This is a genomic window from Patulibacter medicamentivorans, assembly GCF_000240225.1.
Lineage (GTDB): Bacteria > Actinomycetota > Thermoleophilia > Solirubrobacterales > Solirubrobacteraceae > Patulibacter > Patulibacter medicamentivorans.
Map to the genome: position 1 here is coordinate 15209 of NZ_AGUD01000303.1, position 25031 is coordinate 40239.

Annotated in this window: 23 protein-coding genes; 12 read left to right on the forward strand and 11 right to left on the reverse strand. The window is 74.2% G+C overall.

The genetic code is table 11. From position 1 onward, the window contains the following. Nucleotides 1–8 precede the first annotated feature (8 nt). A complete protein-coding gene (purF, locus tag PAI11_RS21535; RefSeq protein ID WP_007578686.1) occupies nucleotides 9–1454 on the forward strand; it encodes an amidophosphoribosyltransferase in 1446 nt (481 codons plus the stop codon). 38 nt (nucleotides 1455–1492) lie between these two features. Here purF and PAI11_RS25005 read toward each other — a convergent pair whose 3' ends face one another. Further along, entirely contained in the window at nucleotides 1493–2443 is a 951-nt protein-coding gene (locus tag PAI11_RS25005) for a S1 family peptidase (RefSeq protein ID WP_007578688.1), read from the reverse strand. Nucleotides 2444–2847: 404 nt separating this feature from the next. On the opposite strand from PAI11_RS25005, the gene PAI11_RS21545 reads away from it, so the two are divergent. Beyond that, the gene (locus tag PAI11_RS21545; RefSeq protein WP_007578690.1) at nucleotides 2848–4725 is read left to right on the forward strand and encodes a RecQ family ATP-dependent DNA helicase; all 1878 of its coding nucleotides are present in this window, start codon (nucleotides 2848–2850) and stop codon (nucleotides 4723–4725) included. After that, complete coding sequence (gene purN / locus PAI11_RS21550; protein ID WP_007578692.1) at nucleotides 4722–5357, forward strand: phosphoribosylglycinamide formyltransferase; 636 nt, start codon at nucleotides 4722–4724, stop codon at nucleotides 5355–5357. Before PAI11_RS21545 ends, purN begins: the two co-directional genes overlap by 4 nt. Nucleotides 5358–5446: 89 nt before the next feature. Here the strand turns inward: purN and PAI11_RS21555 are convergent, their stop codons facing one another. Then, a complete protein-coding gene (locus PAI11_RS21555; RefSeq protein WP_040601320.1) occupies nucleotides 5447–5830 on the reverse strand; it encodes a hypothetical protein in 384 nt (127 codons plus the stop codon). A gap of 283 nt (nucleotides 5831–6113) precedes the next feature. Here PAI11_RS21555 and PAI11_RS21560 point away from each other — a divergent pair, with 283 nt between their 5' ends. After that, complete coding sequence (locus PAI11_RS21560) at nucleotides 6114–8633, forward strand: alpha/beta hydrolase (protein WP_007578694.1); 2520 nt, start codon at nucleotides 6114–6116, stop codon at nucleotides 8631–8633. 381 nt (nucleotides 8634–9014) lie between these two features. Here PAI11_RS21560 and PAI11_RS21565 read toward each other — a convergent pair whose 3' ends face one another. Further along, nucleotides 9015–9407 (reverse strand): hypothetical protein, encoded by a 393-nt coding sequence (locus PAI11_RS21565; RefSeq protein ID WP_138974471.1) that lies wholly within the window; start codon nucleotides 9405–9407, stop codon nucleotides 9015–9017. A gap of 253 nt (nucleotides 9408–9660) precedes the next feature. Here PAI11_RS21565 and purH point away from each other — a divergent pair, with 253 nt between their 5' ends. From purH to PAI11_RS21580, 3 genes are all read left to right on the forward strand, one after another. Then, entirely contained in the window at nucleotides 9661–11310 is a 1650-nt protein-coding gene (purH, locus tag PAI11_RS21570; RefSeq protein ID WP_007578697.1) for a bifunctional phosphoribosylaminoimidazolecarboxamide formyltransferase/IMP cyclohydrolase, read from the forward strand. 295 nt (nucleotides 11311–11605) lie between these two features. Next, nucleotides 11606–12493, forward strand: a complete 888-nt coding sequence (gene ypfJ, locus PAI11_RS21575) for a KPN_02809 family neutral zinc metallopeptidase (protein ID WP_007578698.1) — start codon at nucleotides 11606–11608, stop codon at nucleotides 12491–12493. 94 nt (nucleotides 12494–12587) lie between these two features. After that, nucleotides 12588–13010, forward strand: coding sequence for a RidA family protein (locus tag PAI11_RS21580; protein WP_007578699.1), 423 nt, complete (start codon nucleotides 12588–12590; stop codon nucleotides 13008–13010). 60 nt (nucleotides 13011–13070) lie between these two features. Here PAI11_RS21580 and PAI11_RS21585 read toward each other — a convergent pair whose 3' ends face one another. After that, on the reverse strand, nucleotides 13071–13703 hold the full coding sequence (locus PAI11_RS21585; RefSeq protein ID WP_040601321.1) for a DUF4178 domain-containing protein: 633 nt from the start codon (nucleotides 13701–13703) through the stop codon (nucleotides 13071–13073). Between the two features lie 218 nt (nucleotides 13704–13921). Here PAI11_RS21585 and PAI11_RS21590 point away from each other — a divergent pair, with 218 nt between their 5' ends. From PAI11_RS21590 to PAI11_RS21610, 5 genes are all read left to right on the forward strand, one after another. After that, complete coding sequence (locus tag PAI11_RS21590) at nucleotides 13922–14785, forward strand: ABC transporter ATP-binding protein (protein WP_007578701.1); 864 nt, start codon at nucleotides 13922–13924, stop codon at nucleotides 14783–14785. Next, on the forward strand, nucleotides 14775–15677 hold the full coding sequence (locus PAI11_RS21595; RefSeq protein ID WP_007578703.1) for an ABC transporter permease: 903 nt from the start codon (nucleotides 14775–14777) through the stop codon (nucleotides 15675–15677). Before PAI11_RS21590 ends, PAI11_RS21595 begins: the two co-directional genes overlap by 11 nt. Nucleotides 15678–15745: 68 nt before the next feature. Next, the gene (locus PAI11_RS21600) at nucleotides 15746–16723 is read left to right on the forward strand and encodes an ABC transporter substrate-binding protein (RefSeq protein ID WP_007578705.1); all 978 of its coding nucleotides are present in this window, start codon (nucleotides 15746–15748) and stop codon (nucleotides 16721–16723) included. Next, nucleotides 16720–18135, forward strand: a complete 1416-nt coding sequence (locus PAI11_RS21605) for an LLM class flavin-dependent oxidoreductase (RefSeq protein ID WP_081488584.1) — start codon at nucleotides 16720–16722, stop codon at nucleotides 18133–18135. The genes PAI11_RS21600 and PAI11_RS21605 overlap by 4 nt, the downstream gene beginning before the upstream one ends. Continuing rightward, nucleotides 18132–19526, forward strand: a complete 1395-nt coding sequence (locus PAI11_RS21610; RefSeq protein WP_040601322.1) for an NtaA/DmoA family FMN-dependent monooxygenase — start codon at nucleotides 18132–18134, stop codon at nucleotides 19524–19526. Before PAI11_RS21605 ends, PAI11_RS21610 begins: the two co-directional genes overlap by 4 nt. A 223-nt stretch (nucleotides 19527–19749) precedes the next feature. Here the strand turns inward: PAI11_RS21610 and PAI11_RS21615 are convergent, their stop codons facing one another. The 7 genes from PAI11_RS21615 to PAI11_RS21645 all read right to left on the reverse strand — a co-directional run bounded on the left by PAI11_RS21615 (nucleotide 19750) and on the right by PAI11_RS21645 (nucleotide 24974). Next, nucleotides 19750–21462, reverse strand: coding sequence for a polyamine aminopropyltransferase (locus PAI11_RS21615; RefSeq protein ID WP_007578706.1), 1713 nt, complete (start codon nucleotides 21460–21462; stop codon nucleotides 19750–19752). 94 nt (nucleotides 21463–21556) lie between these two features. After that, nucleotides 21557–21991, reverse strand: a complete 435-nt coding sequence (locus PAI11_RS21620; protein ID WP_007578707.1) for a DUF350 domain-containing protein — start codon at nucleotides 21989–21991, stop codon at nucleotides 21557–21559. After that, nucleotides 21991–22905 (reverse strand): hypothetical protein, encoded by a 915-nt coding sequence (locus tag PAI11_RS21625; protein ID WP_007578709.1) that lies wholly within the window; start codon nucleotides 22903–22905, stop codon nucleotides 21991–21993. Before PAI11_RS21625 ends, PAI11_RS21620 begins: the two co-directional genes overlap by 1 nt. 65 nt (nucleotides 22906–22970) lie before the next feature. After that, a complete protein-coding gene (locus PAI11_RS21630) occupies nucleotides 22971–23408 on the reverse strand; it encodes a DUF4247 domain-containing protein (RefSeq protein WP_007578711.1) in 438 nt (145 codons plus the stop codon). Next, entirely contained in the window at nucleotides 23405–24025 is a 621-nt protein-coding gene (locus PAI11_RS21635) for a DUF2617 family protein (RefSeq protein ID WP_007578713.1), read from the reverse strand. Before PAI11_RS21635 ends, PAI11_RS21630 begins: the two co-directional genes overlap by 4 nt. A gap of 2 nt (nucleotides 24026–24027) precedes the next feature. After that, on the reverse strand, nucleotides 24028–24369 hold the full coding sequence (locus PAI11_RS21640) for a hypothetical protein (protein WP_007578714.1): 342 nt from the start codon (nucleotides 24367–24369) through the stop codon (nucleotides 24028–24030). Next, complete coding sequence (locus PAI11_RS21645; protein ID WP_007578717.1) at nucleotides 24366–24974, reverse strand: DUF4178 domain-containing protein; 609 nt, start codon at nucleotides 24972–24974, stop codon at nucleotides 24366–24368. The genes PAI11_RS21640 and PAI11_RS21645 overlap by 4 nt, the downstream gene beginning before the upstream one ends. Between the last annotated feature and the right edge of the window lie 57 nt (nucleotides 24975–25031).

The following is a 25031-nucleotide window of genomic DNA, read 5'->3' on the forward strand; positions in this document are numbered from 1 at the left end:
GCACGGTCATGGCCCCTGACACGCTCGATCACCGCGAGGGTCCTCGCGACGAATGCGGCGTCTTCGGCGTCTACGCCCCCGGGCAGGACGTGGCGAAGTTCGCTTACTACGGGATGTACGCCCTGCAGCATCGCGGGCAGGAATCAGCGGGCATCGCGTCGGCCGACCTGGGCGGCTACATCATCACGCAGCGCGCCCTGGGCCTGGTCAGCCAGGTCTTCACCGAGCACGACCTGCGGGCCCTCAGCGGCGACCTGGCGCTCGGCCACACCCGCTACTCCACGACCGGCGGCAACGAGTGGGAGAACTCGCAGCCGGTCCACCGCAACGACCGCCGCGAGCTGGCGCTGGCCCACAACGGCAACCTCGTCAACGCCGTCGAGCTGCACGCCGAGCTGGTCGCCAAGGGCGTCCACTTCCGCGCGACCACCGACTCCGAGATCATGGCCGCGCTGCTCTCCACGGGCGAGGCGAACAGCCTGGAGGACGCGATCGCGGACGCGATGCCGCGGCTGCGCGGGGCGTTCTCGACCGTCGTAATGGACCGCGACCGGGTCTGCGCCTTCCGCGATCCGCAGGGCATCCGCCCGCTGGTCCTCGGGCAGCTCGGGGGCGACGCCTGGGTCGTGGCGTCGGAGACCTGCGCCCTGGACATCATCGGCGCGACCTACGTGCGCGACGTCGCGCCGGGCGAGCTGGTCGTGCTCGACGAGCGCGGCGTCACCAGCCGCCAGGTGATCGAGGGCGAGCGCCAGGCGTTCTGCCTCTTCGAGTACATCTACTTCGCGCGGCCCGACTCGCGGATGAACGGTCAGCTGCTGCAGCGCAGCCGGGTCCGGATGGGCGAGATCCTGGCGCGCGAGGCGCCGGCGGTCGGCGCCGACCTGGTCGTCGCCGTGCCCGACTCGGGGATCCCGGCCGCACGCGGCTTCGCGGCCGCCAGCGGGATCCCGATGGACGACGGCTTCGTCAAGAACCGCTACGTCCAGCGGACCTTCATCCAGCCGGGCGACCAGCTGCGCCAGCACGGCCTGCGGCTGAAGTTCAACCCGCTGCCCGAGGTGATCGAGGGCAAGAGCCTGGTCGTCGTCGACGACTCGATCGTCCGTGGCAACACCACCCGCCAGCTGGTCAAGATGCTGCGCGACGCCGGCGCCCGCGAGGTCCACTTCCGGATCACCGCGCCGCCGATCCGCAACCCCTGCCACTACGGCGTCGACATGTCCTCGCGCGAGGAGATGGTCGCCCACGAGCGGACGGTCGACGAGATCCGCGACCACATCGGCTGCGAGTCGCTCGCCTACCTGTCGCTGGAGGGCGTCTACGAGGCGGTCCGCGGTCAGCGCAGCGGCCACTGCGACGCCTGCTTCAGCGGCGAGTACCCGATCCCGGGTACCGAGGACCACCTCGGCAAGTACGCGCTGGAGAACGCGCTGCCGATGGTCAAGGCCTGAGGCGGGCGCGCGGCCCCGGTCCCGTCGGCCGCGGCCGATCAGCGGTGGGCGACGGCGGGCCGGTCGCCGCTCGTCGCCGGCTTCGGGTGGCGCACCAGGCGGCCCGCGACCAGGTGCCGGTCGAGCCAGCGCCGTGCCGGGGAGCCGAGCAGCCGCGTGTAGGCGCTGACGTTGCCGACGCAGCGGGCGGCGCCGAAGCTGTTGATCGCGGCGATCGCGGGTCCGCGAGGCGTCTCGACCAGCAGCGGGCCGCCGGCGTCGCCGGTGCAGGCGACGGTGGCCGGGCTCCCGGTCGCCGCTCCGACGCAGAGCGCGTCGGGCGCGAGCACGCTGTCGTCGCTGCCGTCGTCGAGCAGCGAGCGGGCCACGCGGCGCGTGAAGGCGTCGCAGGAGCGATCGCTGCGGACCGGCGCCGACCCCGCTCGGAGCTCGCCGGCCCCGATGACGCCGGCGTTCAACCCGGTGTGCTCCTCGTCGGGATCCAGGTCGGCCCAGCGACCGACGCCCCAGCCGATCACCGTCGCGGACCGGCCGGGGGCGATCAGCGCCGCGTCGGCGCGATCGATCAGCGGCAGGGGCGTGACGTCCCGCGGTCGCGCCTCGAGCTCGAGCAGGGCGACGTCGGCGTTCAGGATCGCGCGGCCGCGCACGATCCAGCCGGGATCGATCGCCTGACGGCGCACCCGCAGTCGCTGGCCGCCGTCGTCGTCGCTCGTCGTCCGGCGGCCGAGCACCACGTGGGTCGCCCGCTGGCCGAGGAGGCAGTGGGCGGCCGTCAGTACCACCCGCGGGGCGACCAGCGCGCCGGTGCAGATGGTCCCCTCGCCGTTGTCGACCTGGGCCAGCGCGGGGTGGTCGGCGACCGGGACCGGGCTGCCGCGCAGGACGGCGGACGCCGGCGCCACCGGAGCCAGCAGGGCGCCGGCGGCGAGCAGTGCGGCGCCGGCCGCGCGGCTCGGACGGGGGCGGATGGTGCGGAGGGGCAGCATCCGGCCGATGCTGCGGTCCGCCGGCTGATGGCGCAATCGGGCGCCGGGCCCTGAACCTTCGGCCGCGCGACCCCGAGACGCGAGCCGCCCGCCACCGGGGAACGGCGACGGGCGGCTCGCGGGGGACGGGAGGTGGCGGGAAGCTCAGGTGATCCGGGCCCCGTCGGGCATCGCGGTGATCCGGCTGGTGGGCATGGCCCCAGGATCGAGCCGGGCGGCCGCCTCCGCAGGACCCTTCCGCGGTGAGCCCGACCACCCCGTCGCGTCGCGGTCGCCGAGCGACCGCGACGTCAGGGCTGGCCGCGCCGCCACGGGCACCGACGCGCCCCGACCGGTGCCGGCTCCGCACCGAACCTGCGCCACCCGGCCCGTCGTCCGCTTCGGCGGCTACCGTGAGGCATCGGATGCCGGTCGACGATCCGCTGCTCCACACCCTGCGGGTCGCCTTCGGCCACCCCGCGTTCCGGCCCGGCCAGGAGGACGCCGCGCGGGCGGCCTACGGCGGGCGCGACGCGCTGGTCGTCATGCCGACCGGCGCCGGCAAGTCGCTGACCTACCAGCTGCCCGCGCTCTGCCGTGACGACCTGACGCTGGTCGTCTCGCCGCTGGTCTCGCTGATGCGCGACCAGGTCGAGCAGCTGAACGCCCGCGTCGCGGGGCCGTCCGCGCACACCGCGGCCGGGGCGGCCCAAGCGCGGCCGCCGGCGGCGATGCTCAGCGGCCAGCAGGACCCGGCCGAGAACCTCGCGATCCTCGACCGCGCGGTCGCCGGCGACCTGCGGCTGCTCTACGTCGCGCCCGAGCGGTTCGGCTCGGCGGCCTTCCTGGAGCGGATCCGCCGCGCCCGGGTCGGCCTGTTCGTGGTCGACGAGGCGCACTGCGTCAGCCAGTGGGGCCACGACTTCCGTCCCGACTACTTCCGCCTGGCCGACGCCGCCCGCTGGCTCGGCGTGTCGTCGATCCTGGCGGCGACCGCCACCGCCACGCCGCAGGTCGCGCTCGACATCGAGCGGCGCCTGCACCTGCGCGACCCGGTCAACGTCCGGACCGGCTTCGACCGGCCGAACCTGTCGTTCGTGGTCCGCCGCTGCGCCGGCCAGGTCGAGCGTCGCGGCCGGCTGCTGGCGGCGCTCAAGGACGAGGACGCGCTGCCGGCGATCGTCTACGCCGGCACCCGCGACAACGCCGAGCGGCTCGCGGCCGACCTCTCCGCCCAGCTCGGCGTCGAGGCGGTCGCCTACCACGCCGGGCTCGACCGCAACCGCCGCGACGAGGCCCAGCGCCGGTTCATGTCCGGCGAGGTCCCGATCGTCTGCGCGACCAACGCCTTCGGCATGGGCGTCGACAAGGCCGACGTCCGGACCGTCGTCCACGACAGCGCGCCGCCGTCGGTCGAGGCCTGGTACCAGGAGGCGGGTCGCGCCGGCCGCGACGGCGCCCCGGCCCGTGCGCTGCTGCTGGCCGACGGGCGCGACAAGGGCCTCCACCGCTACTTCATCGAGCGCGGCGAGGTCGACGACCCGACCCTCGACCGGATCGCCGGCGCGATCGTCCGCGGGTCGGTCGAGGGCCGCTTCGACCTCGGCGTCGGCGAGCTGGGCGCCGGTGACGGCGAGTCGGCGCGGGCGGTCCTCGGCCACCTGACCCAGGCCGGGATGGTCCAGCCCGCGCCGGGTCCGCCGGACCGGGTCCGCGGGCGGCTGCTCGGTCCCTACGACGACCGCGTCCGTCACGAGATCCGCTCGCTGGCGCACGAGGCGCAGCAGAAGCGGTGGGCGCAGTACCGGGCGCTCTGGAAGTTCGTCGAGGGGGAGACCTGCCGGCGCGAGGCGGTCCTCCACCACTTCGGCGATCGGGCGACGCCGCACCCCGACGTCCCCTGCTGCGACGCCTGCGTCCCGCTGCTGCTGCCCGAGCCGGAGCCCTCGGCCGGCGGCCGCGGCGGTGGCCGCTCGCGCTCGCGCGGCCCGCTGCGGGCGCTGTCCGGCAACGAGGCGCGGACGATCGACCGCTCGGTGGTCGAGGTCGTCCGCGACGCGAACCCGCCGGTCGGCCGCACGCGCACCGTCGAGATCCTGCGCGGCGGCCGCTCGCAGAAGGTCATCGAGCGGGGCTACGACGGCCTGCCCGGTTACGGCCGCCACGCCGACCTGCGCGACGCCGACGTCCTGGCCCGGATCGACGCGCTGCTGGAGTCCGGCGCGCTCGGCTCCAGCGGCGGCCGCTACCCGACCCTGGTGCTGGTCGACGACGGCCAGCTCGACCTCGAGGACGTGGCATGAGCGACGACGCCGTCCCGGCCCGCGACCCGCTGCGGGTCGGCGTGCTCGCGTCGGGCCAGGGGACGAACCTGCAGGCGCTGCTCGATCGGCTGCCGCCCGACCAGGCGCGCGTGGTCGCGGTCGCCGGCGACCGGGCGGACGCGATCGCGTTCCGACGGGCCGCGGACGTCGGGGTCGAGCACGCGGCCTTCCCGCGCGACGAGCACCCCAGCCGCGAGGCGCGCGACGCCGCGATCGCCGCCTGGCTCGCCGCGCGCGAGGTCGAGCTGGTGGTGCTGGCCGGCTACATGGCGATCCTGACCCCGGCGTTCCTGCGGGCGTTCCCCGACCGGGTCCTCAACGTCCACCCGTCGCTGCTGCCGGCGTTCCCAGGGATCCGGGCGATCGAGCAGGCGGTCGCCTACGGGGTCCGGGTCTTCGGGGTCACCGTCCACCTGGTCGACGAGGGCGTCGACACTGGGCCGATCGTCCTCCAGGAGGCGATCCAGCTGCACGGTCCGATCGACGCGGCGACGGTCCACGCCGCGCTGCAGCCGATCGAGCACCGGCTGCTGCCGGAAGCGGTCGGGCTGGTCGCACGCGGCGCGCTCCGCCGCGACCCGGACGACCCGCGCCGCGTGCTCGTCGGCTGATCGCGCGCCACTGACGCGGCGGGCCGTCGGCCCGCCGGATGGTCGTGGGCGGGGCCGGCGCGCAGGGCGCCGAGCCCGCCTGCCCGGACTCAGTTGCCGGGGGTCCCGATCTGGTTCTTCAGGTCGTCGAGCTGCTTCTGGACGTCGTCGCCGCTGACGCCGCTCTTCTCGAGCTGCTTCTTGATCTCGTCGGAGCGGGGGATCTGGTCCAGCTGCTTCTTGATGTCGTCCGAGCTCGGCAGCTTGTCGAACTGGTCCTTCATCTTCTCGTACTGCTTCTTGATCTCGGGATCGTCGAGCAGGTCCTTGGCGCGCTTCTGGATCTCGTCCGGCGAGAGCTTGCCGCTCTGGACGTCCTTCTGGAACTGCTCGGCCTTCTGCTTGGCGTCGTCCTCGGCGCTGCCGCCACAGGCGGTCATGCCGAGGGCGGCGGTCAGCAGCAGGGGAAGAGCGAGCAGACGAACGGGGGTCATGGATACCTCTCCTGGTGGCCGTGTCGGCCGGAACGGGGGGATGGGACGGATGGAACTGTAGGGCCCGCGGCGGGCACCGGGCTCCCCTCCCGCGGTGAGCCGGCTGCCCACCTGGGCCGCGTGGCACGGCGAGGCCGGTGGATCGCTCGGCAGGCTGTCGCATGCAGGTACCAAAACGTTGTACGAGTGCACAGGAGGTTCGCCCTCGCCCGGTCGTAGCGTGACCGTCGACCCCTCGGGCGTCGCCGTGCCGGCACGCCCGCAACCCTCTCGAAAGGCACCCGTGGACGACGGAACCCCTCGGTTCGTCGCCGCGTCGGCCCCTGCGCGCACCCAGCGCACGGGCACGCTCCGGCGATCCCCGATCACGACCATCGATCGACGCGCGGCCCGCTCAGCCGGCCGCCCGGGCCCAGCCCTGGCTCGCGTCCGCCGCGTCGCGCTGACGCTGCTGCTCGGGCTGCTCGGCCTGGTGACGCTCGGCCCGGCAGCCGCGGCGGCGGACGACCGAGGCGTCCCCGACCCGCTGGCGATCGGCCCGCAGCAGGTGAAGAAGCTCGAGTACGACGCCGGCACCCTGCTGCTGAACCTGCCGACCGCCGGCCAGACGACCACCGTGCCGATGAAGGGCTCGATCGTCTACCCCGTCGGCGCCGAGCCGTCGAAGGTGATCATCTTCCTGCACGGGCGCCACAGCGTCTGCATCGGCACCACCGGCACGCCTTCGGCGCCCGGCCCGTCCCCGGGGACCTGCCTCGACAGCACCGCGCCGGACGGCACGCCGATCTCGACCGACGTCCGCAGCTACGGCGGCTACGACTACCTGTCGGCCAACCTCGCCAGCCACGGCTACGCGGTGATGAGCATCGAGGCCAACATCACCGGCTTCGACAACGGCTACCCCGACGCCGGAGCCGGCGCCCGGTCGCAGGTCATCCAGGCCTCGCTGCGCCTGCTGGACCGCTGGAACAACGGCCGCGGCCCGGTCACCGACGATCCCGACACGACGATCGGGACCAAGCTCGTCGGCAAGCTCGAGCTGTCGAGCGGGATCGGGCTGATGGGCCACTCGCGCGGCGGTGACGCGGTCACCGACTTCGTGACCTACAACCGCAACGGCTCGCGCTGGCCGCTGGCCGGCGTGCTCGCGCTGGCTCCGACCTACTACTCGCTGAACCGGACCCCCGAGGGCACCAACTACGCCACCCTGCTGCCGGCCTGCGACGGCGACGTCAGCAACCTGCAGGGCGCGCGCTTCTTCGAGAACGCGAAGTACGCGGCCGGCAACGCCAACGTGGCCAAGACGCAGTTCTACGTCCAGGGCACCGACCACAACTACTTCAACACCGTCTGGACCGGAGACGACTTCAGCTCGACCACCGACCCGGCCTGCTCGCGCGGCGCGGCCAGCAGCGCCCGGCTGACCCCGAGCGACCAGCGGCGCGTCGGCGTCGCCCTGATGGACGGCTTCCTGCGCCGCTACGTCGGCGGCGAGAAGGCGTTCGCGCCGCTGATGACCGGTGCGGTCACGCTGCCGTCGACCGCCTACCCGCTCGAGAGCGGCGTCGGCGGCCCGCAGACGGTCAAGACCAGCTACATCGGGCCGGAGAGTCAGCGGCTGGACATCCTGCGGCCGACGCCGATGGTCGACACCAGCGACACGACCGCGCCGCCGCCCGCGGTCGACGCGACCGCCACCACCGTCGCCGCGACCGGTGCGCCGATCGTCGCGACGGGCCTCTCGACGTTCCAGGTCTGCCGGACCGCGGCCCCGCCCGGCCGCGGCCTGCCGGCCACCTCGGGGCCCTACCCGGACTGCCCGGCCGACACCGCGTCGGCGACCGCGAACCGCTCGATCGGGACGCAGTTCACCGTCGCCTGGGACGGGCCGGCGTCGCTCGCCGCCGGTCTCGACCCGGCGGGCGCGGCGAAGGACGTCTCGGGCTTCGGGGTCCTCGACCTGCGGGCCGCCGTCAACCGCGCCGACCCGCGCAACCCCAAGGGCGACGACGTCCATCCCGAGGCCGCGACCCAGGACCTCGACGTGACGCTGGTCGACGAGGCGGGGCGCCGCGCGAGCACCAACGCGGCCCGCTGGTCGACGGCGCTCCAGCCGTCGATCGGCACGCGCTTCAAGCACGTCGTGCTCAACGGCATCCGGATTCCGCTCTCGGCCTTCGCCGGAGTCGACCTGACCCGGATCACGTCCGTCGAGCTCGGCTTCGGCGTCCGCACCGCGACCGGGTCGATCCAGCTGGCCGACGTCGGCTTCCAGGAGACCAGCGCGACCGACGTCGATCCGCGCGTGCCGCCGCGCAACGGCCCGGACTCGCCGGAGGGGACCGTGGTCGGGACGCCCGAGCAGCAGGGCACCTCGACGCCGCCGCCGGCCGGGCCGGGCACGAAGCCGGCGGCCTGCGTCGATCGCTGGCGGCCGAAGAGCGCGGTCCGCCGGATCCGTGCCAGCCGCACGCGGCTGCTGGTCGTCGGCATCGCCTCGGATCGCGGCTGCACCCGCGGCGGCAAGCGGGTCGCCGGCAAGGCCGGCGGCGGCGTCCGGCGGACGCTCGTGGCCGTCGGGCAGCCGAGCGGCAAGGGCTGCCGGTACCTGACGGCCAAGGGCCGCATGAGCGGCCGGCTCCCGTGCACGCAGACGATCGCGCTGAACGCGAAGGGCACCAGCGGCTGGTCGCTGTCGCGATCGGTGCGGCTGGCGAAGGGCCGCTACACGGTCACGGTCACCACGGTCGACCGCAGCGGCAACGCGGTCCGGGCGGCGCGCCAGTCGGTTCGCGTGCGCTGAGCGGGGACGACGACCGGCGGCCCGGGGGGAGCGGGCCGCCGGTCGATCGCACGGCGGGTCGCGGTTCACCCCTGAGCCGCGACCCGCCTGTCCGCCGGCCATCCCGACCGGCGGTTCGCGTGCCGCAGCGGTGGCCACCCCTGACCACGGCTGCGGTCGCTCGGCCGGCGCTCACCCCTGAGCGCCGGCCGTAACGCGGGGACCGACCCCTCGATCCCCAGCGGCCCTCGGCCGCGACCTCGTCCCCTGGACCTGGGTCGGCGGCCACCCCTGACCGCCGTCCCGTCCGGGGGACCGCTGGCGACCCGGGCCAGCGGTCCACCTCCCGCGCGACCCGCACGGGAGCGAAGCGAGCCGCGATGGCTCGCCACGATCTGTCGCCTACTGCCCGGGAACGGTCGGCACCTGGCCGTTCTGCGCATCCTCGAGCTGCTTCTTGGCGTCGTCGAGCTGGTCCTTGACCTCGTCCGGGACGTTGTCGCTCTCCTTGACGGCGTCGATCGTGTCGTTCGCCGTGTCGGTCGCCTTCTTGGTGATGTCGGCGCCGATCTCCTGCAGCTGCTTCTGGCCCTCCTCGGCGCTGAGCTCGCCGCTCTTGATCTTGTCGGCGATCTCCTGGGCCTTCTTCTGGGCGTCCTGACCCTGCTTCTGGAGCTGCTGGCCCTGCTCCTGGAGCGTCTTGGTCACCTTCTCGGCGTCGCTGTCACCGCAGGCGGTGATCCCCATCGCCGCGACGGCGAGGAGGGGAAGAGCGAAGTGGCGAATGCTGGGCATGGTCTGTCCTTGGTTCGGATGGTGAGCCGGAGCCATCGTCGTGCCGTGGCCGGGGGTTCGCATCGTGGTCAGCCCCCTGAACTTTTGGCCCGTCGCTCCGGTTGTGTCTCTCCAACCGCCGACCCGGCGGCGTATTACGCGGCTCGCGAGATTTCTTTTCGCGGACGGCGGATCGCCAGTCGCAGTCGGCGATCACGGGCTCGAAGAAGCTCGTGGATCCGGACCTCGACGGCCGTCCGTATCCTCGACTGTCGTGTTGGATCCGCTCGACGTCACCCCGCCCGACCGCGTTCCCGTCCGGCGGGCGCTGCTGTCGGTGTCCGACAAGACCGGCCTGGTCGACCTGGCCACCGCGCTCCACGAGCAGGGAGCCGAGCTGGTCTCGACCGGCGGCACCGCGAAGGCGATCGCCGACGCCGGCCTGCCGGTCGTGGCCGTCGACGACGTCACCGGCTTCCCGGAGATGATGGACGGGCGGGTCAAGACGCTGCACCCGCGCCTGTTCGCCGGGATCCTCGGCGTCCGCGCGCTCGAGACGCACGCGGCGGCGGCGAGCGAGCATGAGATCGGTTGGATCGACCTCGTCGTGGTCAACCTCTACCCGTTCGAGGACACGATCGCGCGCGACGGCGTGACCCTGGCTGAGGCGATCGAGAACATCGACATCGGCGGGCCCTCGCTGATCCGCGCCGCGGCCAAGAACCACGCCTACGCCTCGGTCCTCACCGACCCGGCGCAGTACCCGGCCGTGATCGAGGAGCTGGCGGCGTCGGGCGACGGATCGCTCGGCCTGGCCACGCGCCGCAACCTGGCGCTGCAGGCCTATGCCACGACCGCCCGCTACGACGCGGCGATCAGCGGCTACCTGCAGGAGCAGGACGACTTCGGCGGCACCGTCGCCGCGACCGACGCCGACGGCAACCCGACCGGCGAGACCCTGCCGGGCTTCCCGCCGACGTTCTCCCGCGGGTACGTCAAGGAGCGCGACCTGCGCTACGGCGAGAACCCGCACCAGCGGGCCGCCTACTACCGCCGCGCCGGCTCCCCGGCCCACCTGCTGGGCGGGGTCGAGCAGCTGCACGGCAAGGAGCTGTCGTTCAACAACCTGCTCGACCTCGAGGCCGCGCGCGCGATCGCGCGCGAGCTCGACGAGCCGGCGTGCGTGATCGTCAAGCACAACAACCCCTGTGGCGCGGCGATCGGCGACGACGTCGGGCAGGCCTACGCGCGCGCCTTCGCCTGCGACCCGATCTCGGCCTTCGGCGGCATCATCGCGCTGACCCGGCCGGTCGACGTGGCCGCCGCCGAGGCGCTCAGCCAGCAGTTCGTCGAGGTCCTGTTCGCCCCCTCCTACGACGACGACGCGCTCGAGATCCTGGCCCAGAAGCCGAACGTGCGGCTGCTGCGGGGCGACGACGCGGCGCTGCGCGGGCTCGAGCGGCTCGACGTGCGCCCGGTCGCCGGCGGCGCGCTGGTCCAGGACGCCGACAGCGTCGTGATCGACCGCGCCACGATGTCGGTCGCGACCAGGGCCCAGCCGACCGACGAGCAGTGGCGGGACATGCTCTTCGCCTGGCGCGTGATGCGCCACGTCAAGAGCAACGCGATCGTCTACGCCAAGGACGGCGCCACCGTCGGGATCGGGGCCGGGCAGATGAGCCGCGTCGACTCCGCCCGCCTGGCCGTCGAGAAGGCGGCCGAGCACGGGCTCGACCTGACGGGCGCCGCGATGGCCTCCGACGCCTTCTTCCCCTTCCCCGACGGGCTCGAGATCGGCCTTCGGGCGGGGATCACCGCGGTCATCCAGCCCGGTGGATCGATGCGCGACGAGCTGGTCGTCGAGGCCGCCGACGCGGCGGGCGCGGCGATGGTCATGACCGGCCGGCGCCACTTCCGACACTAGCGGGCGGGCGGCGCGAGGCGCACGTATACCGGCGCGTCTCGGGCCGGGCGACGCTCGGCAGTACCAGGTACGGCTCTCGCATCGCCCGCGCCGATCTGCTTGGTCTAGGTGCACCGCACATCCACCCGCGGGCGGGCGGGCTGGCTGGGCGCCGCGAATCGTCGTCTCGACGGCGGCTCGGGCACGAGACGGCGAACGGGCGTGGCTGGGCCATCGTTGTGCCGTCTCGCCGCGGCACGGCGGCGAGAAGGCGATTCGGCAGGCCGCCTGGTGACGCCGTAAGCTGCCCGCCGTGGTGCGCTTCAAGGACCAGAGCAAGCTCGACTCGTCGCAGATCGAGGACGTTCGCGGCGGCGGCTCGCGGATGCCTGGCGGTCGGGTGGCGATCGGCGGCGGGACCGGCGTCGTCGGGGTGATCGTGGCATTGGTGGTGCTGCTCTCCGGCGGCGGCGGGGGCGGGTCGGCGCTCGACGCCCTCGGAGCGCTCCAGGACCAGTCGGTCGGCTCCCGCCCACCGGCGTCCGGGGCGCTCGAGAGCTGCCGCACCGGCGCCGACGCCAACAGCGACGACGACTGCCGGATCGTCGGCTACGTCAACAGCATCCAGGCCTACTGGGGCGACGCCTACCGCCGCTACGAGCCCGCCCGCACCGTCTTCTTCGACGGCCGGGTCTCGACCGGCTGCGGCGCGGCCAGCGCCGCGTCGGGCCCGTTCTACTGCCCGGGCGACAAGAAGGTCTACATCGACCTCGGCTTCTTCGCCGACCTGCGCGAGAAGTTCGGCGCGACCGCCGGCCCGGCCGCCCAGGCCTACGTGCTGGCCCACGAGTACGGCCATCACGTCCAGGACCTCGAGGGCACCCTCGACGCGATCGGCGACGATCGCGAGGGCGCCCAGAGCCGTGCCGTCCGCTCCGAGCTGCAAGCCGACTGCTACGCCGGCGCCTGGGCCCACAACGCGGCCAGGACCGGCTACCTGGAGCCGCTGACCCGCGACGACGTCGCCGACGCGCTGAACGCCGCCCAGGCGATCGGCGACGACCGGATCCAAGAGCGCTTCCAGGGCACCGTGACGCCCGACACCTGGACCCACGGCTCCTCGCAGCAGCGCGTGCGGTGGTTCACCACCGGCTACGACAGCGGCGACCCGTCCGACTGCGACAGCTTCCGCGGCCGGATCTGAGCCGCGCGGCCCGCCCGTCCGGCGGATGCCGCCGAGCCCGGCCTGTACGGGCGGCCACGCGGGGAGCGGGCCGGAGTGACTAGGGTCATCGGGCATGAGCCGCGACCAGGAGCGCGTGCAGCGGATCCACTCCGGAGGCCCGTGGGAGACCGAGGTCGGCTACTCACGGGCGATCCGCGTCGGCGACCGGGTGCTCGTGTCGGGGACCACGGCCGCCCGCGGCGACGACGAGCCGATCCCCGCCGACGCCGGCCAGCAGGCGCGGATGGCGATCGAGACGATCGCCACGGCGCTCGAGCAGGCCGGGGCGCAGCTGGCCGACGTGGTCCGCGTGCGCCTGTTCGTGGTCGACCTGCCGGTCAACGGCGAAGCGGTCCTGGCCGCCCACGGCGACACGCTCGGCGCCGTCCGCCCGGTGATCTCGACGCTCGGGGTCGCCGCGCTCGTCGACCCGCGGCTGAAGGTCGAGATCGAGGTCGAGGCGATCGCCGGCTCGGGCGACGTGTACGAGGGCTAGCGGGCGGCGCCCGGCGTCCGCGGACGCTGCGGGTCCCGCCGCCGTGCTCGCCCGCGTCGGTCAGGCGCTGCCGCCGTACGGCGGGTAGACGTCGACCATCGCGATCGGCAGGACGTCGCCGATCCAGACGGCCCAGGCGTCGCGGCCGTCCTCGCGCAGGAAGGTCAGCCGCCGGCGCGGCAGCTCGGGGTTGGCGAACGAGGCGCGCTCGATCGCGGTCGCGGCCGGGACCGGCTCCTCGTCCTGCCAGAGCGCACGCTCGCCCTCGCCGGCGGCGGCCGCGGGGGCGGCGCTGAGGTCGTCGAGCGGGCGCCAGTCGAGCTCGCGCCAGCGCAGCGGCCGGCCGTGGGGGTCGAGCTCGGCGGCGTCCTCGGCCCCGACCGACAGCACCACGTGGCGCTCGTCCGCCTCGTCGACGACCAGCAGCGCCCGCTGGCCCTTGTCCTCCAGGTGCCAGGCCGCCCACGCGGCGCCAGGCCCGCCGGTCACCCGCTGGACGCCGCGGACCCGCCAGGCGCGGTCGTCGCAATCGACGCGGGCCCCGACCTGCAGCCGCTCGACGTGGGAGGCGATGCCGGCGATCCCCTCGGGCAGCGTGCCGTTGCGCTCGGCGCGTCCGGACTGCCGCAGGGCGAACAGGAAGCTCGCCGCCGCGATCACGGTCAGTACGCCGACGACGATCCCGAGCACCATCGCCGCCGAGCATAGGCCAGCGCCGATCGGGCCCCCCGCGCCCCTGTTATGATATGAATTCAGATCAGAAATAAGAGTTTCCGTCGCGCCGTGCTCTCGGGCAGGGCGAGGACGGACGCCAATCCGCGGCCGTCGCCCGACGGTCGCTCGTGCACATGCATCAGCCGTCGGCGCCGAACCGATGGGGGACTGGGTGAAGAACGACACGCAGCCACCGCATGAGCACCCCTGTCCGCACCGCCCCGCCCGTCTCGGCGACCGCCGCCGACCCTGACGCCGCCGTCGTCGCGCTCGACGGCGTCGGCAAGACCTTCGCCAACGGCACCGCCGCCCTGGCCGACGTCCAGCTGGAGGTGGCCCCCGGCGAGCTGGTGTCGTTCGTCGGCCCGTCGGGTTGCGGCAAGTCGACCGTCTTCCGGCTGATCGCGGGGCTCGCCGATCCGACCCGCGGGACGGTCTCGGTGATGGGCACGTCGCCGCAGCGCGCCCGCCGCGACGGCTCGGTCGCCTACGTCTTCCAGGACCCGACCCTGCTGCCGTGGGCCAGCGTCCGCGACAACGTGGCGCTGCCGCTGCGGCTGCGCGGAGACGGCCGCCGCGAGCGGGCCGCCGCGGCCGACCGGGCGCTCGAGCTGGTCGGCCTCGACGGCCACGAGCGCGACCTGCCGCGCCAGCTCTCGGGCGGGATGCGGATGCGGGTGTCGATCGCCCGCGCGCTGGTCTCGCGCCCGCGCCTGCTGCTGATGGACGAGCCGTTCGGCGCGCTCGACGAGATCACCCGCCAGGCCCTCCAGGGGGAGCTGCTGCGGATCTGGCGACAGGCGGACGACATGACCGTCCTGTTCGTGACCCACAACGTCTTCGAGGCGGTCTACCTGTCGACCCGGATCGCGGTGATGGCGCCGCGGCCCGGGCGGATCGCCGCCGCGCTGACGGTCGCCGAGCCCTACCCGCGCGAGGCCGCCTTCCGGACCTCGCCGCAGTTCAGCGCCGCGGTCGCCGAGGTCGGGGCGGCGCTCCACGCCAGCGCGCTGCCTGCCGGGGCGAGCGCGCCGGCGACGGAGGCCGATCGTGTCCAGTGACGTCCTGGCGTCCGCCGACGCCCAGGCCCGCGACGCCGCTCCCCGCGCGGCCGAGCCCGGGCGATCCGCAGCGCCCCGGCGACGGCCGACCGCGATCCTCGACGCCGCCCTGCGCGGCGTCCGCCGGGCGCTGCCGCCACTGGTCGTGCTCGTCGTGGTGCTGCTGGCCTGGCAGGCGATCACGCGCTGGGGCGACGTGCCGAGGTACCTGGTGCCGAGCCCGACCGACGTCGCCTCCGCGGCCCGCGACAACGCGCCCGACCTGCTGACGTCGCTGCTGACGACCACCCGCGAGGCGGTCACGGCGTTCGTCGTCAGCGGCGCGCTCGGGATCCTCGGGGCGATCGGCCTGGCCAGCTCGCGGACGATCGAGCGCAGCGTCTACCCCTACGCGATCGTGCTCCAGACGATCCCGGTGGTGGCGACCGCGCCGCTGATCGTGATCTGGTTTGGCGCCTCGATCACCTCGGTGGTCGTGATCGCCGCGATCATGGGCTTCTTCCCGGTCCTCTCCAGCACCCTCACGGGGCTGCGAGCGACCGACCACCGGCTGACCGACCTCTTCGCGCTCTACGACGCCGGCCGCTGGCAGACCATGTGGCGGCTGCGGATCCCGGCCGCGCTGCCCTACGTCGTCTCCGGCCTGCGGGTCTCCAGCACGCTCGCCGTCGTCGGCGCGATCGTCGGCGAGTACATCGCCGGGATCGGCAACGGCGAGGCCGGGCTCGGGTTCGCGATCACCCAGTCCGCGATCCGCCTGGAGACGCCGTACCTGTTCGCCGCCGGGATCGCCGCGTCGATCCTCGGCATCGCCTTCTTCCAGCTCGTCAACGGCCTCTCGCGCCTGCTGCTCGGCTCGTGGCACGAGTCGGAGATGCGGGTGGAGCGATGAGCCCCCGCCCGACGCACCCCGCCGCGGACGCGGTCCGCGCGCACCCGACCCCTCCCGGAAGGACCTCCATGAAGCACCGCATCCTGCCCCTCCTGCTGGCCGTCGGGGCCACCCTCGGCCTCGTCGCGTGCGGCAGCGACGACGGCGGCTCAGCCGACGGGGGCACCCGCTCCACGACGCTCGCCCTCGACTGGTTCGCGCAGCCGTCCAGCGGTGGCCCGTACGCCGCCCAGGCCGAGGGCTTCTACCGCGATCGCAAGCTCGACGTGACGATCCAGCCGGGCAGCGCCCAGGCGACCTCGATCCAGATCGTCGGCGGCGGCAAGGCCCAGTTCGGGCTCGAGACCGCCGAGAACATCCTCCAGGCGCGCGACAAGGGCGTCCCGATCGTCGCGCTCGCGGCCACCCTGCAGAAGAGCCCGGCGGTCCTGCTGTACCACCAGGGCCAGGACGTCGAGAGCTACCGCGACCTCAACGGCCGCACCGTCTACACCCAGATCGGCTCGCCGGTCTGGCAGTGGCAGAAGAAGCACTACGGCCTGGACGACGTCAAGGACCGCCAGTTCGCGGGCTCCTACGCTCCGTTCGCCAAGGACCAGCGCGCCGTCGCCCAGGGCTACGTCACCTCGAGCCCGGCGCAGCTGAAGGCCCAGGGCGTCGACGTCGCCGTCCTCGAGAACCCGGAGGGGACCGGCTACGGCAGCGTCCTCTTCACCACCGAGAAGGAGATCCGCGACCACCCCGACGTCGTCCGCGACGTGGTCGCCGCGACCGTCGAGGGCTGGACCTACTACCGGGACCACGTCGCTCAGGTCAGCGAGGTGCTGGCCAAGAACGCCAAGGGCCGGACGATCGAGGACCTGAACGCCGAGGGCGAGGCCCAGAAGCCGTTCATCTGGACCGGCGACGCGACGACCCACGGCTTCGGCTGGACGACGGCCGCGCGCTGGCAGGCGACGGCCGACCTGCTGCTGAAGGCCGGCGCGATCTCGAAGCCGGCGGACGTGGCCAAGGCGTTCACCACCGACTACCTGCCGAAGCGATGAGCGGCCGGATCCGGCTCAACGCGGTCACGGTCAACGGCCCGACGGTCTCGCCCGGGCTCTGGGCGCACCCCGACGAGCGGGCCCACGAGTACACGTCGCTGGGCCACTGGCGCTCGCTGGCCCGGACGCTGGAGGACGCGCGCTTCGACGCGATCTTCTTCGCCGACATGCTCGGGCTCTACGACGTCCACCAGGGCAGCGCCGCGCCGGCGCTGCGGCAGGCGATCCAGGTCCCGCTGAACGACCCCACCTACCTGATCCCGGCGATGGCGGCGGTCACCGAGCACCTCGGGTTCGCCGTCACCGTCTCGACCACCTACGACCAGCCGTATCCGGTCGCCCGCCGGCTCTCGACGCTCGACGTCCTGACCGGCGGGCGGGTGGGGTGGAACGTCGTCACCTCGAACCTGGCCAGCGCCGCCCGCGCCCACGGCTACGCCGACGAGGTCCCGGCCCAGGAGCGCTACGACCGCGGCGACGACTTCCTCGCCGCCGCCTACAAGCTGTGGGAGTCCTCGTGGGAGGACGACGCGGTCGTGCTCGACAAGCCGGGCCGGGTCCACAGCGACCCGGCAAAGGTCCACGACGTCGACCACGTCGGACCCTGGTTCCAGGTCCCGGGGCCGCACCTGATCGGCCCGACGCCGCAGCGGACGCCGTTCCTGTTCCAGGCCGGATCGTCGGAGCGGGGGCGCGAGTTCGCGGCCACCCACGCCGAGGCGATCTTCCTCAACACCCCGACGGCGAAGGCCACGAAGTTCATCGTCGACGACATCCGCCAGCGGGCCGAGCGGCACGGGCGCGACCCGGCGTCGGTGCTCTTCTTCCCGAAGCTGACGCCGATCGCGGCCGCCAGCGACGAGGAGGCCCGGGAGCGCTACGCGGACTTCCTGCGCTACTCCTCGACCGAGGGGATCTTCACCCTGCTCGGCGCCTGGACCGGCCTCGACTTCGCCGAGGTCGGCGAGGACCGGCTGCTGGCCTTCGTCGAGAGGGCCGACCAGCGCGGGCTGATCGAGTCGCTGCGCCGGACCCGGCCCGGCGGCGGCTGGTCGGTCGACGAGCTGGCCAGCGTCTTCGCGTTCGGGACCAGCGCGCTGACGATCGGCGGCCCGTCGGCGATCGCCGACGAGATCGAGCAGTACGTCGAGGCGACCGGCGTCGACGGCTTCAACATCGCCTCGATCATCCAGCCGGGCACGATCGCGGCGTTCGCCGAGCACGTCGTCCCCGAGCTGCAGCGGCGGGGGCTGGTCCAGCGCGACTACGCGCCCGGGACGCTGCGCGAGAAGCTCGGCGGCGACGGCCCCCACCTGCGCGACGACCACCCCGGCCGCGCGATCGCGCAGGACGTCGCCTGGCGGCGCGAGCGGTCCGACGCGGCGACCGCGGCCCGAGGAGCCGGACGATGACCAAGCAGATCCACCTGACCCTCGTCGAGCAGGGCGGCCCGGCCGCCGACAGCGGGCTCTGGAACCACCCCGACTTCCGCCCCGGGCTGAACGAGGACGTCCGCTACTGGGAGGACCTCGCGCGGACGCTGGAGTCCGGGGGCTTCGACGCGATCTTCTTCGCCGACACGCCGGCCCTGCGCGCGGACACCCCCGAGGCCCGCGACCACCACCTGCGCAGCGGCGGCGTCCCGCGGCTCGACCCGGCGTACCTGATCCCGCTGATGGCGGCCGTGACCGAGCACCTGGGCTTCACCGTCACCTCGTCGATCAGCTACGACCATCCCTACCCGCTGGCGCGCAAGTTCACGACGCTGGACCACCTGACCGACGGCCGGATCGGGTGGAACGTCGTCGCCAGCAACGTCCGCAGCGCCGCGATCAACCACGGGCTCGACGACCAGCTGCCGCACGACGCCCGCTACGACCGCGGCGACGCGTTCCTCGAGGTCGCCTACGCGCTCTGGAACGGCAGCTGGGAGGACGGCGCGGTCGTCCGCGACCCGGCCCGCGGGATCTACGTCGATCCCGACCGGGTCCACGAGGTCGACCACGCGGGGGAGTGGTTCACGCTCCGCGCCCCGCACCTGTCGGAGCCGTCGCCGCAGCGCACGCCGGTGCTCTTCCAGGCCGGCTCGTCGGATCGCGGCCGCCGCTTCGCCGCGACCCACGCCGAGTGCGTCTACCTGAACGCCAACTCGATCGAGGAGACCGGGTACCTGGTGGCCGACGTCCGCCGGCGGGCCGACGCACTCGGTCGCGACGGGTCGCGGCTGCGGTTCCTGCCGCGGATCATCCCGGTGCTCGGCGGGACCGAGGAGGAGGCCCGGCGCCGCTACGAGGACTACGTCGACCACCACGACGAGCAGTCGGCGGTGGTGATCCTCCACCAGTGGGCGGGGATCGACGTCCGCGGGCGCGACCTCGAGGAGCCGCTGGACCTGAGCACCCTGGTCGTCGAGGGATCGAGCAGCCAGCACACCGGCGACTACCTGAAGCGGCGGCAGGCGGCCGAGGGGCGTCGCTTCACGGTCCGCGACCTGCTGCGGATGTACGCCTTCGGCGGCGAGGGCAACGTCACCGTCGGCACCCCCGAGCAGGTTGCCGACGTCCTCGACCGCTACGTCGAGGACGCCGGCGTCGACGGCTTCAACATCGCCTACATGGTCCGCGAGCAGAGCGTCCGCGAGTTCGCCGAGCAGGTCGTCCCCGAGCTGCGCCGGCGCGGCCGGGTCCCGAGCGAGCCGCGCCGCGGAACCCTGCGCGAGCAGCTGCTCGGGGCCGGGTCGCACCTGCCCGACGACCATCCGGGGGCGCGGCCGCGGCTGGTGCGACGGCCGGAAGCCGCCTGAGGACGGCTGATCCGCGATCGGGAGCGCGGGCGTTGGGCGGGGAGCGGGCCGAGTGGCGTCAATTCACCCGCCCCCTCATGCAGTGGCGTCATCTCGCCCCGCCCAGCGAGGTGAGATGACGCCACCGCACGGGTACGGCGGAAACCTGACGCCACTCGGTCTCGCCGCTGAGTCACCAACGCACCGCCCACCGGCCGATCACCCCCGACGAGCCGCCACCCCGCTAGTAGTCCGCCCAGCCCTTCCGCGTGTAGTCGAGGATCGCCGGCCGGTCGAGGGTCGTGGGGCGGACGTCTCGCGGACCGCGGTCGGGCGCAAAGGTCGCCGCGGCCCGCAGCACGTCGGGGGTCAGGAAGCGCAGTCCGCGCGGGGCGCCGGCGAGGGTCAGCGGCGGGGGGCTGCGGCGGACCGCGGCCGGGGCCGCGAGCCAGAAGCCCCAGTCGCCGAAGGTCGGCACGTCGACGTGGTAGGGACGCCCGCGCCAGCCCGCCAGCTCGAGCGTCCTGCCGACCGACCAGAACGCGTCGGGCGCGAAGTACGGCGAGCCGGACTGCACGACCATCACCCCGCCCGGCGCCAGCGCTCGCGTCCGCACCATCCCGTAGAGCTCGGCGCTGTACAGCCGCGCCAGGCCCTGGTCGTCGGGGTCCGGGAAGTCGAGCACGATCACGTCCCAGCTGCGGGCGTCGGCGCCGTCGAGCTTGCGGATCCAGGTGAAGGCGTCGGCGTTGGCGACCGTCACCCGGCGGTCGTCGAGGGCGCCGTGGTTCAGCCTCCGCAGCCGTGGATCGCGGCGGGCCAGGCGCGTCATCGCCGGGTCCAGGTCGACCAGCTGCACCCGCTCGACGCCCGGGTGGCGCAGGATCTCGCGGACCGCCATCCCGTCGCCGCCACCGAGCACCAGGACCCGCCGGGGCCCGCGCGCCCGCGTCCCCGGACCGGCGCCCGCCGTGGCGGCGCCGATCGCCGGGTGGACGAGCGCCTCGTGGTAGCGGTACTCGTCGCGGCTCGACAGCTGCAGGTCGCCGTTGAGGAACAGCCGCACGTCCTTGGTGCCCGAGAAGGTCGCGCTCTCGGTGATGTCGATCTCCTGGTAGGGCGTGCGCTCGCTGACCACGATCGGGTCGTCGTAGAGCTGCTGGCGGGCCGAGACCTCGAACCGGCCCGCGTAGCCGAGGCCGGCCCCGACCGCCACCGCGCCGAGCGTCAGCACGGCGATCGCGCCGCCGCGGTGCCGCCGCGAGAGGTCGCCGCGGAAGACGACCAGCACGATCACCGCCGCGCAGACCAGGTTCAGCAGCCCGGCCGCGAGCGCGCCCCGCAGCTGGCCGAGCAGCGGCAGCAGCACGAACGGGAACGCCAGCCCGCCGACCAGCGCGCCGATGTAGTCGGCGGCCGTGAGGTCGGCGACGGCGCGTGCCGCGGCCTGCCGTCGGACGCGCTGCAGCAGCTCCATCAACAGCGGCAGCTCGGCCCCGACCAGGGTCCCGCACACGAGCGACATCAGGACCACCGCCGGCGTGTAGATGCCGGCGTAGGCGAACGCGGCGTAGCAGACGAGGACCGAGAAGCCGCCGGCCACCGCGACCCCGGTCTCGATCACCACGAACGCGCCGAGCGGCCGCGACAGCAGCGGCTTGGCGGCGAGGGCGCCGAGCCCGAGCGCGAACACGAACAGCGAGACGACCAGCGAGGTCTGGGTCACCGACGAGCCGACCAGGACGCCGCCGAGGGCGACCAGCGCCAGCTCGTAGATCAGCGCGCAGGCGGCGCAGGCGCCGGCGGCGCCGAGCAGCAGGGCGCGGGCTCCGCGCTTCATCGCGGCGCCACCGGCCGGGTGGGACGGGCGGCGCGTCGGGCGCCGCTGCGCCTGGATCCACCGATCCTCGGGTCGCGTCGCCGCGGATGACCGGCGACCGTGTCGATCCGACACCATCGATGGGGAGGACCCCACCTCAGGTGTCGCCCCGCCACGGTCTTGGTCCTCCACACCGACGCTCAACCGATCATCGGTGGATCCAGGCGCGGACTCACGAGATCGAGGCGGCGACGATCGCGCCGACCGCCAGGTGCGTGACGACGGTGATCCACACCGCCGGATGATGATCGTCGTCGGCGACCATCGCGCCGAGGTCCCCCGGCGTCAGCAGGTCGACGACCTTGAACACCAGCCCGATCAGGATCACCCCGAGCAGGCCGTAGCCGGCGGCGTCGACCAGGCCCTTGTCCAGCTCGTCGTTCGAGGACAGGATCGCGACCACGATCGTCGCCGTGTTGGCGATCAGGCCCGAGGCGAGGACCGCCGTCAGGTCCTTGTTCTTGTCCTCCCAGATCTGCCGGCGCAGGTTGCCCGGCGTCGCCAGGTCGACCGTGACGAACCCGGCCACGAGGACCAGCAGGCCGACGGCGGAGTAGGCCGCGGCGGAGCCGATGCCGGTGAGCAGGTCGTTGAGCGTGTCGGTCATCAGGCGGTGGGTGGGGTCGGGGAGGACGGCGGCTCGTCCGTGGGCGGGGCGTCCGACGAGGCGTCGGACGGCGGCCCGCCGGTGGGCGGGGCGTCGGCGGCGGGCGCGTCCGATGTCGCCGTCGCGGGGGTCGCGGGGCGCGCGGGCGCGGCGGCGAAGCGGCCGTTGGCGCTGCGGCGCGGCGCGGTCCGCTGGGCGCGGCGGATCCGCCAGGCGCAGAAGACGGTGGCGAGCGCGATCAGCAGCACCACGATCGACACGGCCATCCCGATGCCGTTGGCCCGCAGCCAGTCGGAGCCGGGCTTGCCGGTCAGGTGGTCGCCGCCCGGCGCGGCCTCCTGCTTCGCCGGCTCGGCCGGGACCGCGTCGTCGAGCGTCAGCGGCAGCGCCGCGGTGGCGTCGCGCAGGGCCTTGTCGTCGTCGTTGCCGAGCAGGTCGCCGGAGGACAGCGGCGAGAGCTGCACGAGTCGCGACCTGACGGTGCCGCTGGAGAGCCCGGGGACGGTCGAGACGACGCTCCACGAGGCCGAGTCCTCGGATTCGCAGGAGCCGCAGGTGTAGGTCAGCGAGACCTGCAGCTCGATCGCGCCCTTGGGGCAGCTGGGGCCGGTGGCGGCGCGCTGGTTCGGGCCCGCGCTGGAGACCGCGTCCTGCTGGGGCACGCCGGAGTCGGACAGCTGGACCACGTAGCCGAAGCAGACGCCGCTCTCGCTGGTCGCCTCGGCCAGGCTCGAGGCCAGCTCGACCCGGTCGGCGGCGGCCAGCAGGACGCCGTCGCCGGCCTGGGCGGCGGTGATCTCGGGCGTGGTCGTCGCAGGGAGGGCCACGTCGATCTGGTCGCTGCCACTGGTCTGCTTGGTGCTCTGGGCCTGGGCCTGGGCCGCGGCCGAGGGCCCGAGCGCCAGGAGGACCATCGCGAGGGCGGCCGTGAGAAGCCATGCGGCCGCCCACGAGCGCGACGTCGAGGTTGGCCCCGCGCTCACTTGCCACTCCCCGGGCCACCGCCGCGGAAGCCCTCGGCGCGACCGGAGTAGGTCCCGAACCAGCCGCCGACGAACGGGTACCAGTGGGCGTAGCCGCGCTCGGGATCGTCGATCTCGATGTCGGTGCCGCCCCCGGATCGCGGGCGGACCGCGACGAAGGTGTCCGAGTAGCGCAGGAAGACCCCGCCCGGATCGGTCAGGCGGTCGGCGGGCTTCCAGGCGTCGGTGATCTCGGAGACGACCTTCTCGACCCGCTTGTCGCTGCGGTACAGCTCGGCGCCGTTGCGCTTGCCGACGTGCGAGTAGTGGTCCTTGACGTAGCCCTTGACCGAGGATCCGCAGGACGACAGCGTCCCGACCAGCACGACCAGCGCCACGACGGCCACGATCGCGCCGATCACCAGCGCGGTGGTCGACTTGCCGGTGGCGCTCATCGGCTCGCTCCGCGCAGGACCGGGACGCGCACCTCGCCGGCGGCCGCGGTCGGCGGGCCCGACACGACGGCGACCGAGGTGCGGGTGCGGACGACCTCGCCGCGCTCCGGGTACAGGTGCCAGGTCTGCCAGCCGGCGGTCGGGCCGTGCGCGGCGTGGTCGCCGGCGTCGCGGTCGCGCGACGGGTCGCCGTCGACGGTCGGCCGCAGCGCGGTCAGCGCCCCGGACGTTCCGGGGAACGCGGCCGCCAGCGCGTCGGGCCGCCCCTCGCAGATCGCTCGCAGCTCCTCGCCGAGCGCGAGCACCGCGGCGCCTCCGGGCGCGTCGACGGTGGCGTGGAAGCGGTAGCGCAGGCCGTCCCGCTCGATCGCCGACGGCGCGTCGCCCAGCGGTCGGCCCTCGGGCGCGCCGCAGGCGACGACCTCGGTCAGGCGTCGCTCGCCGATCCGCAGCTCGACCGCGTGCGAGGCCCCGAGCACGTGCAGCCGCACCGCCAGCGCGCCGGTCCCGACGTCGAGCGACGCCAGCGCGTCGGGAGCGGCCGCGCCGGCAAGCAGCGACCAGGCGAGGTCGCCGGCTGACGCGTCGCGGAACGGGACGTCCAGGTCCAGCAGCACGGTCAGGCGGCCGGTGCGCTCGGCGCCGGCTGATCGTCGGCGTCGCCGCGGTCCGCGCGCAGGGCCTCGTAGGCGACCTCGGCGCGGTGGGCGAGATCGCGCAGCTGGTCGATCCGGGCGTCCAGCCGCGCGGCGCGCGCGTCGTGGGCGTTGGCGCTGCTCGTCAGCTCGGCGAGGCCGCCGGCGGCCTGCGAGCGCTCCCGCAGCCGCGCGGCCTCGGCGAGCGCCTGGGCACGGGCGGTGATCGCCGCGCCGGTCGCCTCGCGGGCGGCCTCCATCGCGGTCCGGGCGGCCGCCACGGGGCCGCCGTCCGGGGTCGGCGCTCCGGCGACGGGGTCGCTCACGCGCCCGCTCCGCTCGACCGGCCGGCCGGGTAGATCTCCAGCAGGTGGGCGGGGACGACCTCGCCGGTCGAGACCTCCCACGAGCCCTCCTGCGACCAGCGCTCGAAGCCCAGCCGCTTGCCGCCCTCGGCCTTGTAGTCGACGTACCAGGCCGCCCCGCTGTCGGGGACGCCGGTGGTGCCGGTCGAGGTGAAGCGGGCCTTGCCGGACTCGACCTTCTTGTAGGTCCGCCCGCCGTGGGTGACCGGGCCCGAGGGCTCCAGCTCCCCGGCGTCCTCGGCGGGCCGCCAGAGCGCCACGTCGGTGCCGTCGGAGAGGTCGACCGACAGCCAGGTGCGCTCGTCGCCGCCGGCGTCCAGGTGGTACTCCGACCAGACGTAGCCGTCCTCGTCGAAGCGGATCTCGCCGCGGACGACGTAGTCGTGGCCGCCGAAGGCGACGACGGCGCCGACGCCGAGCCCCTCCAGGGGGCCGCCGCGGCCCTCGGCCAGCGGGTCGACCGGGGCGGCCAGCGGCGCCGGCCGCTGCTGGCGGTTCCTGGACCACCAGAGCCCGATCGCCACGCCGATGGCGACGAGGACGAGGATCACGATCACGACGACCATGAGCCGGACCCTAGCGGGAGCGCGCCACGGCGCAACCCGAAGTCCTCCCCGAGATCG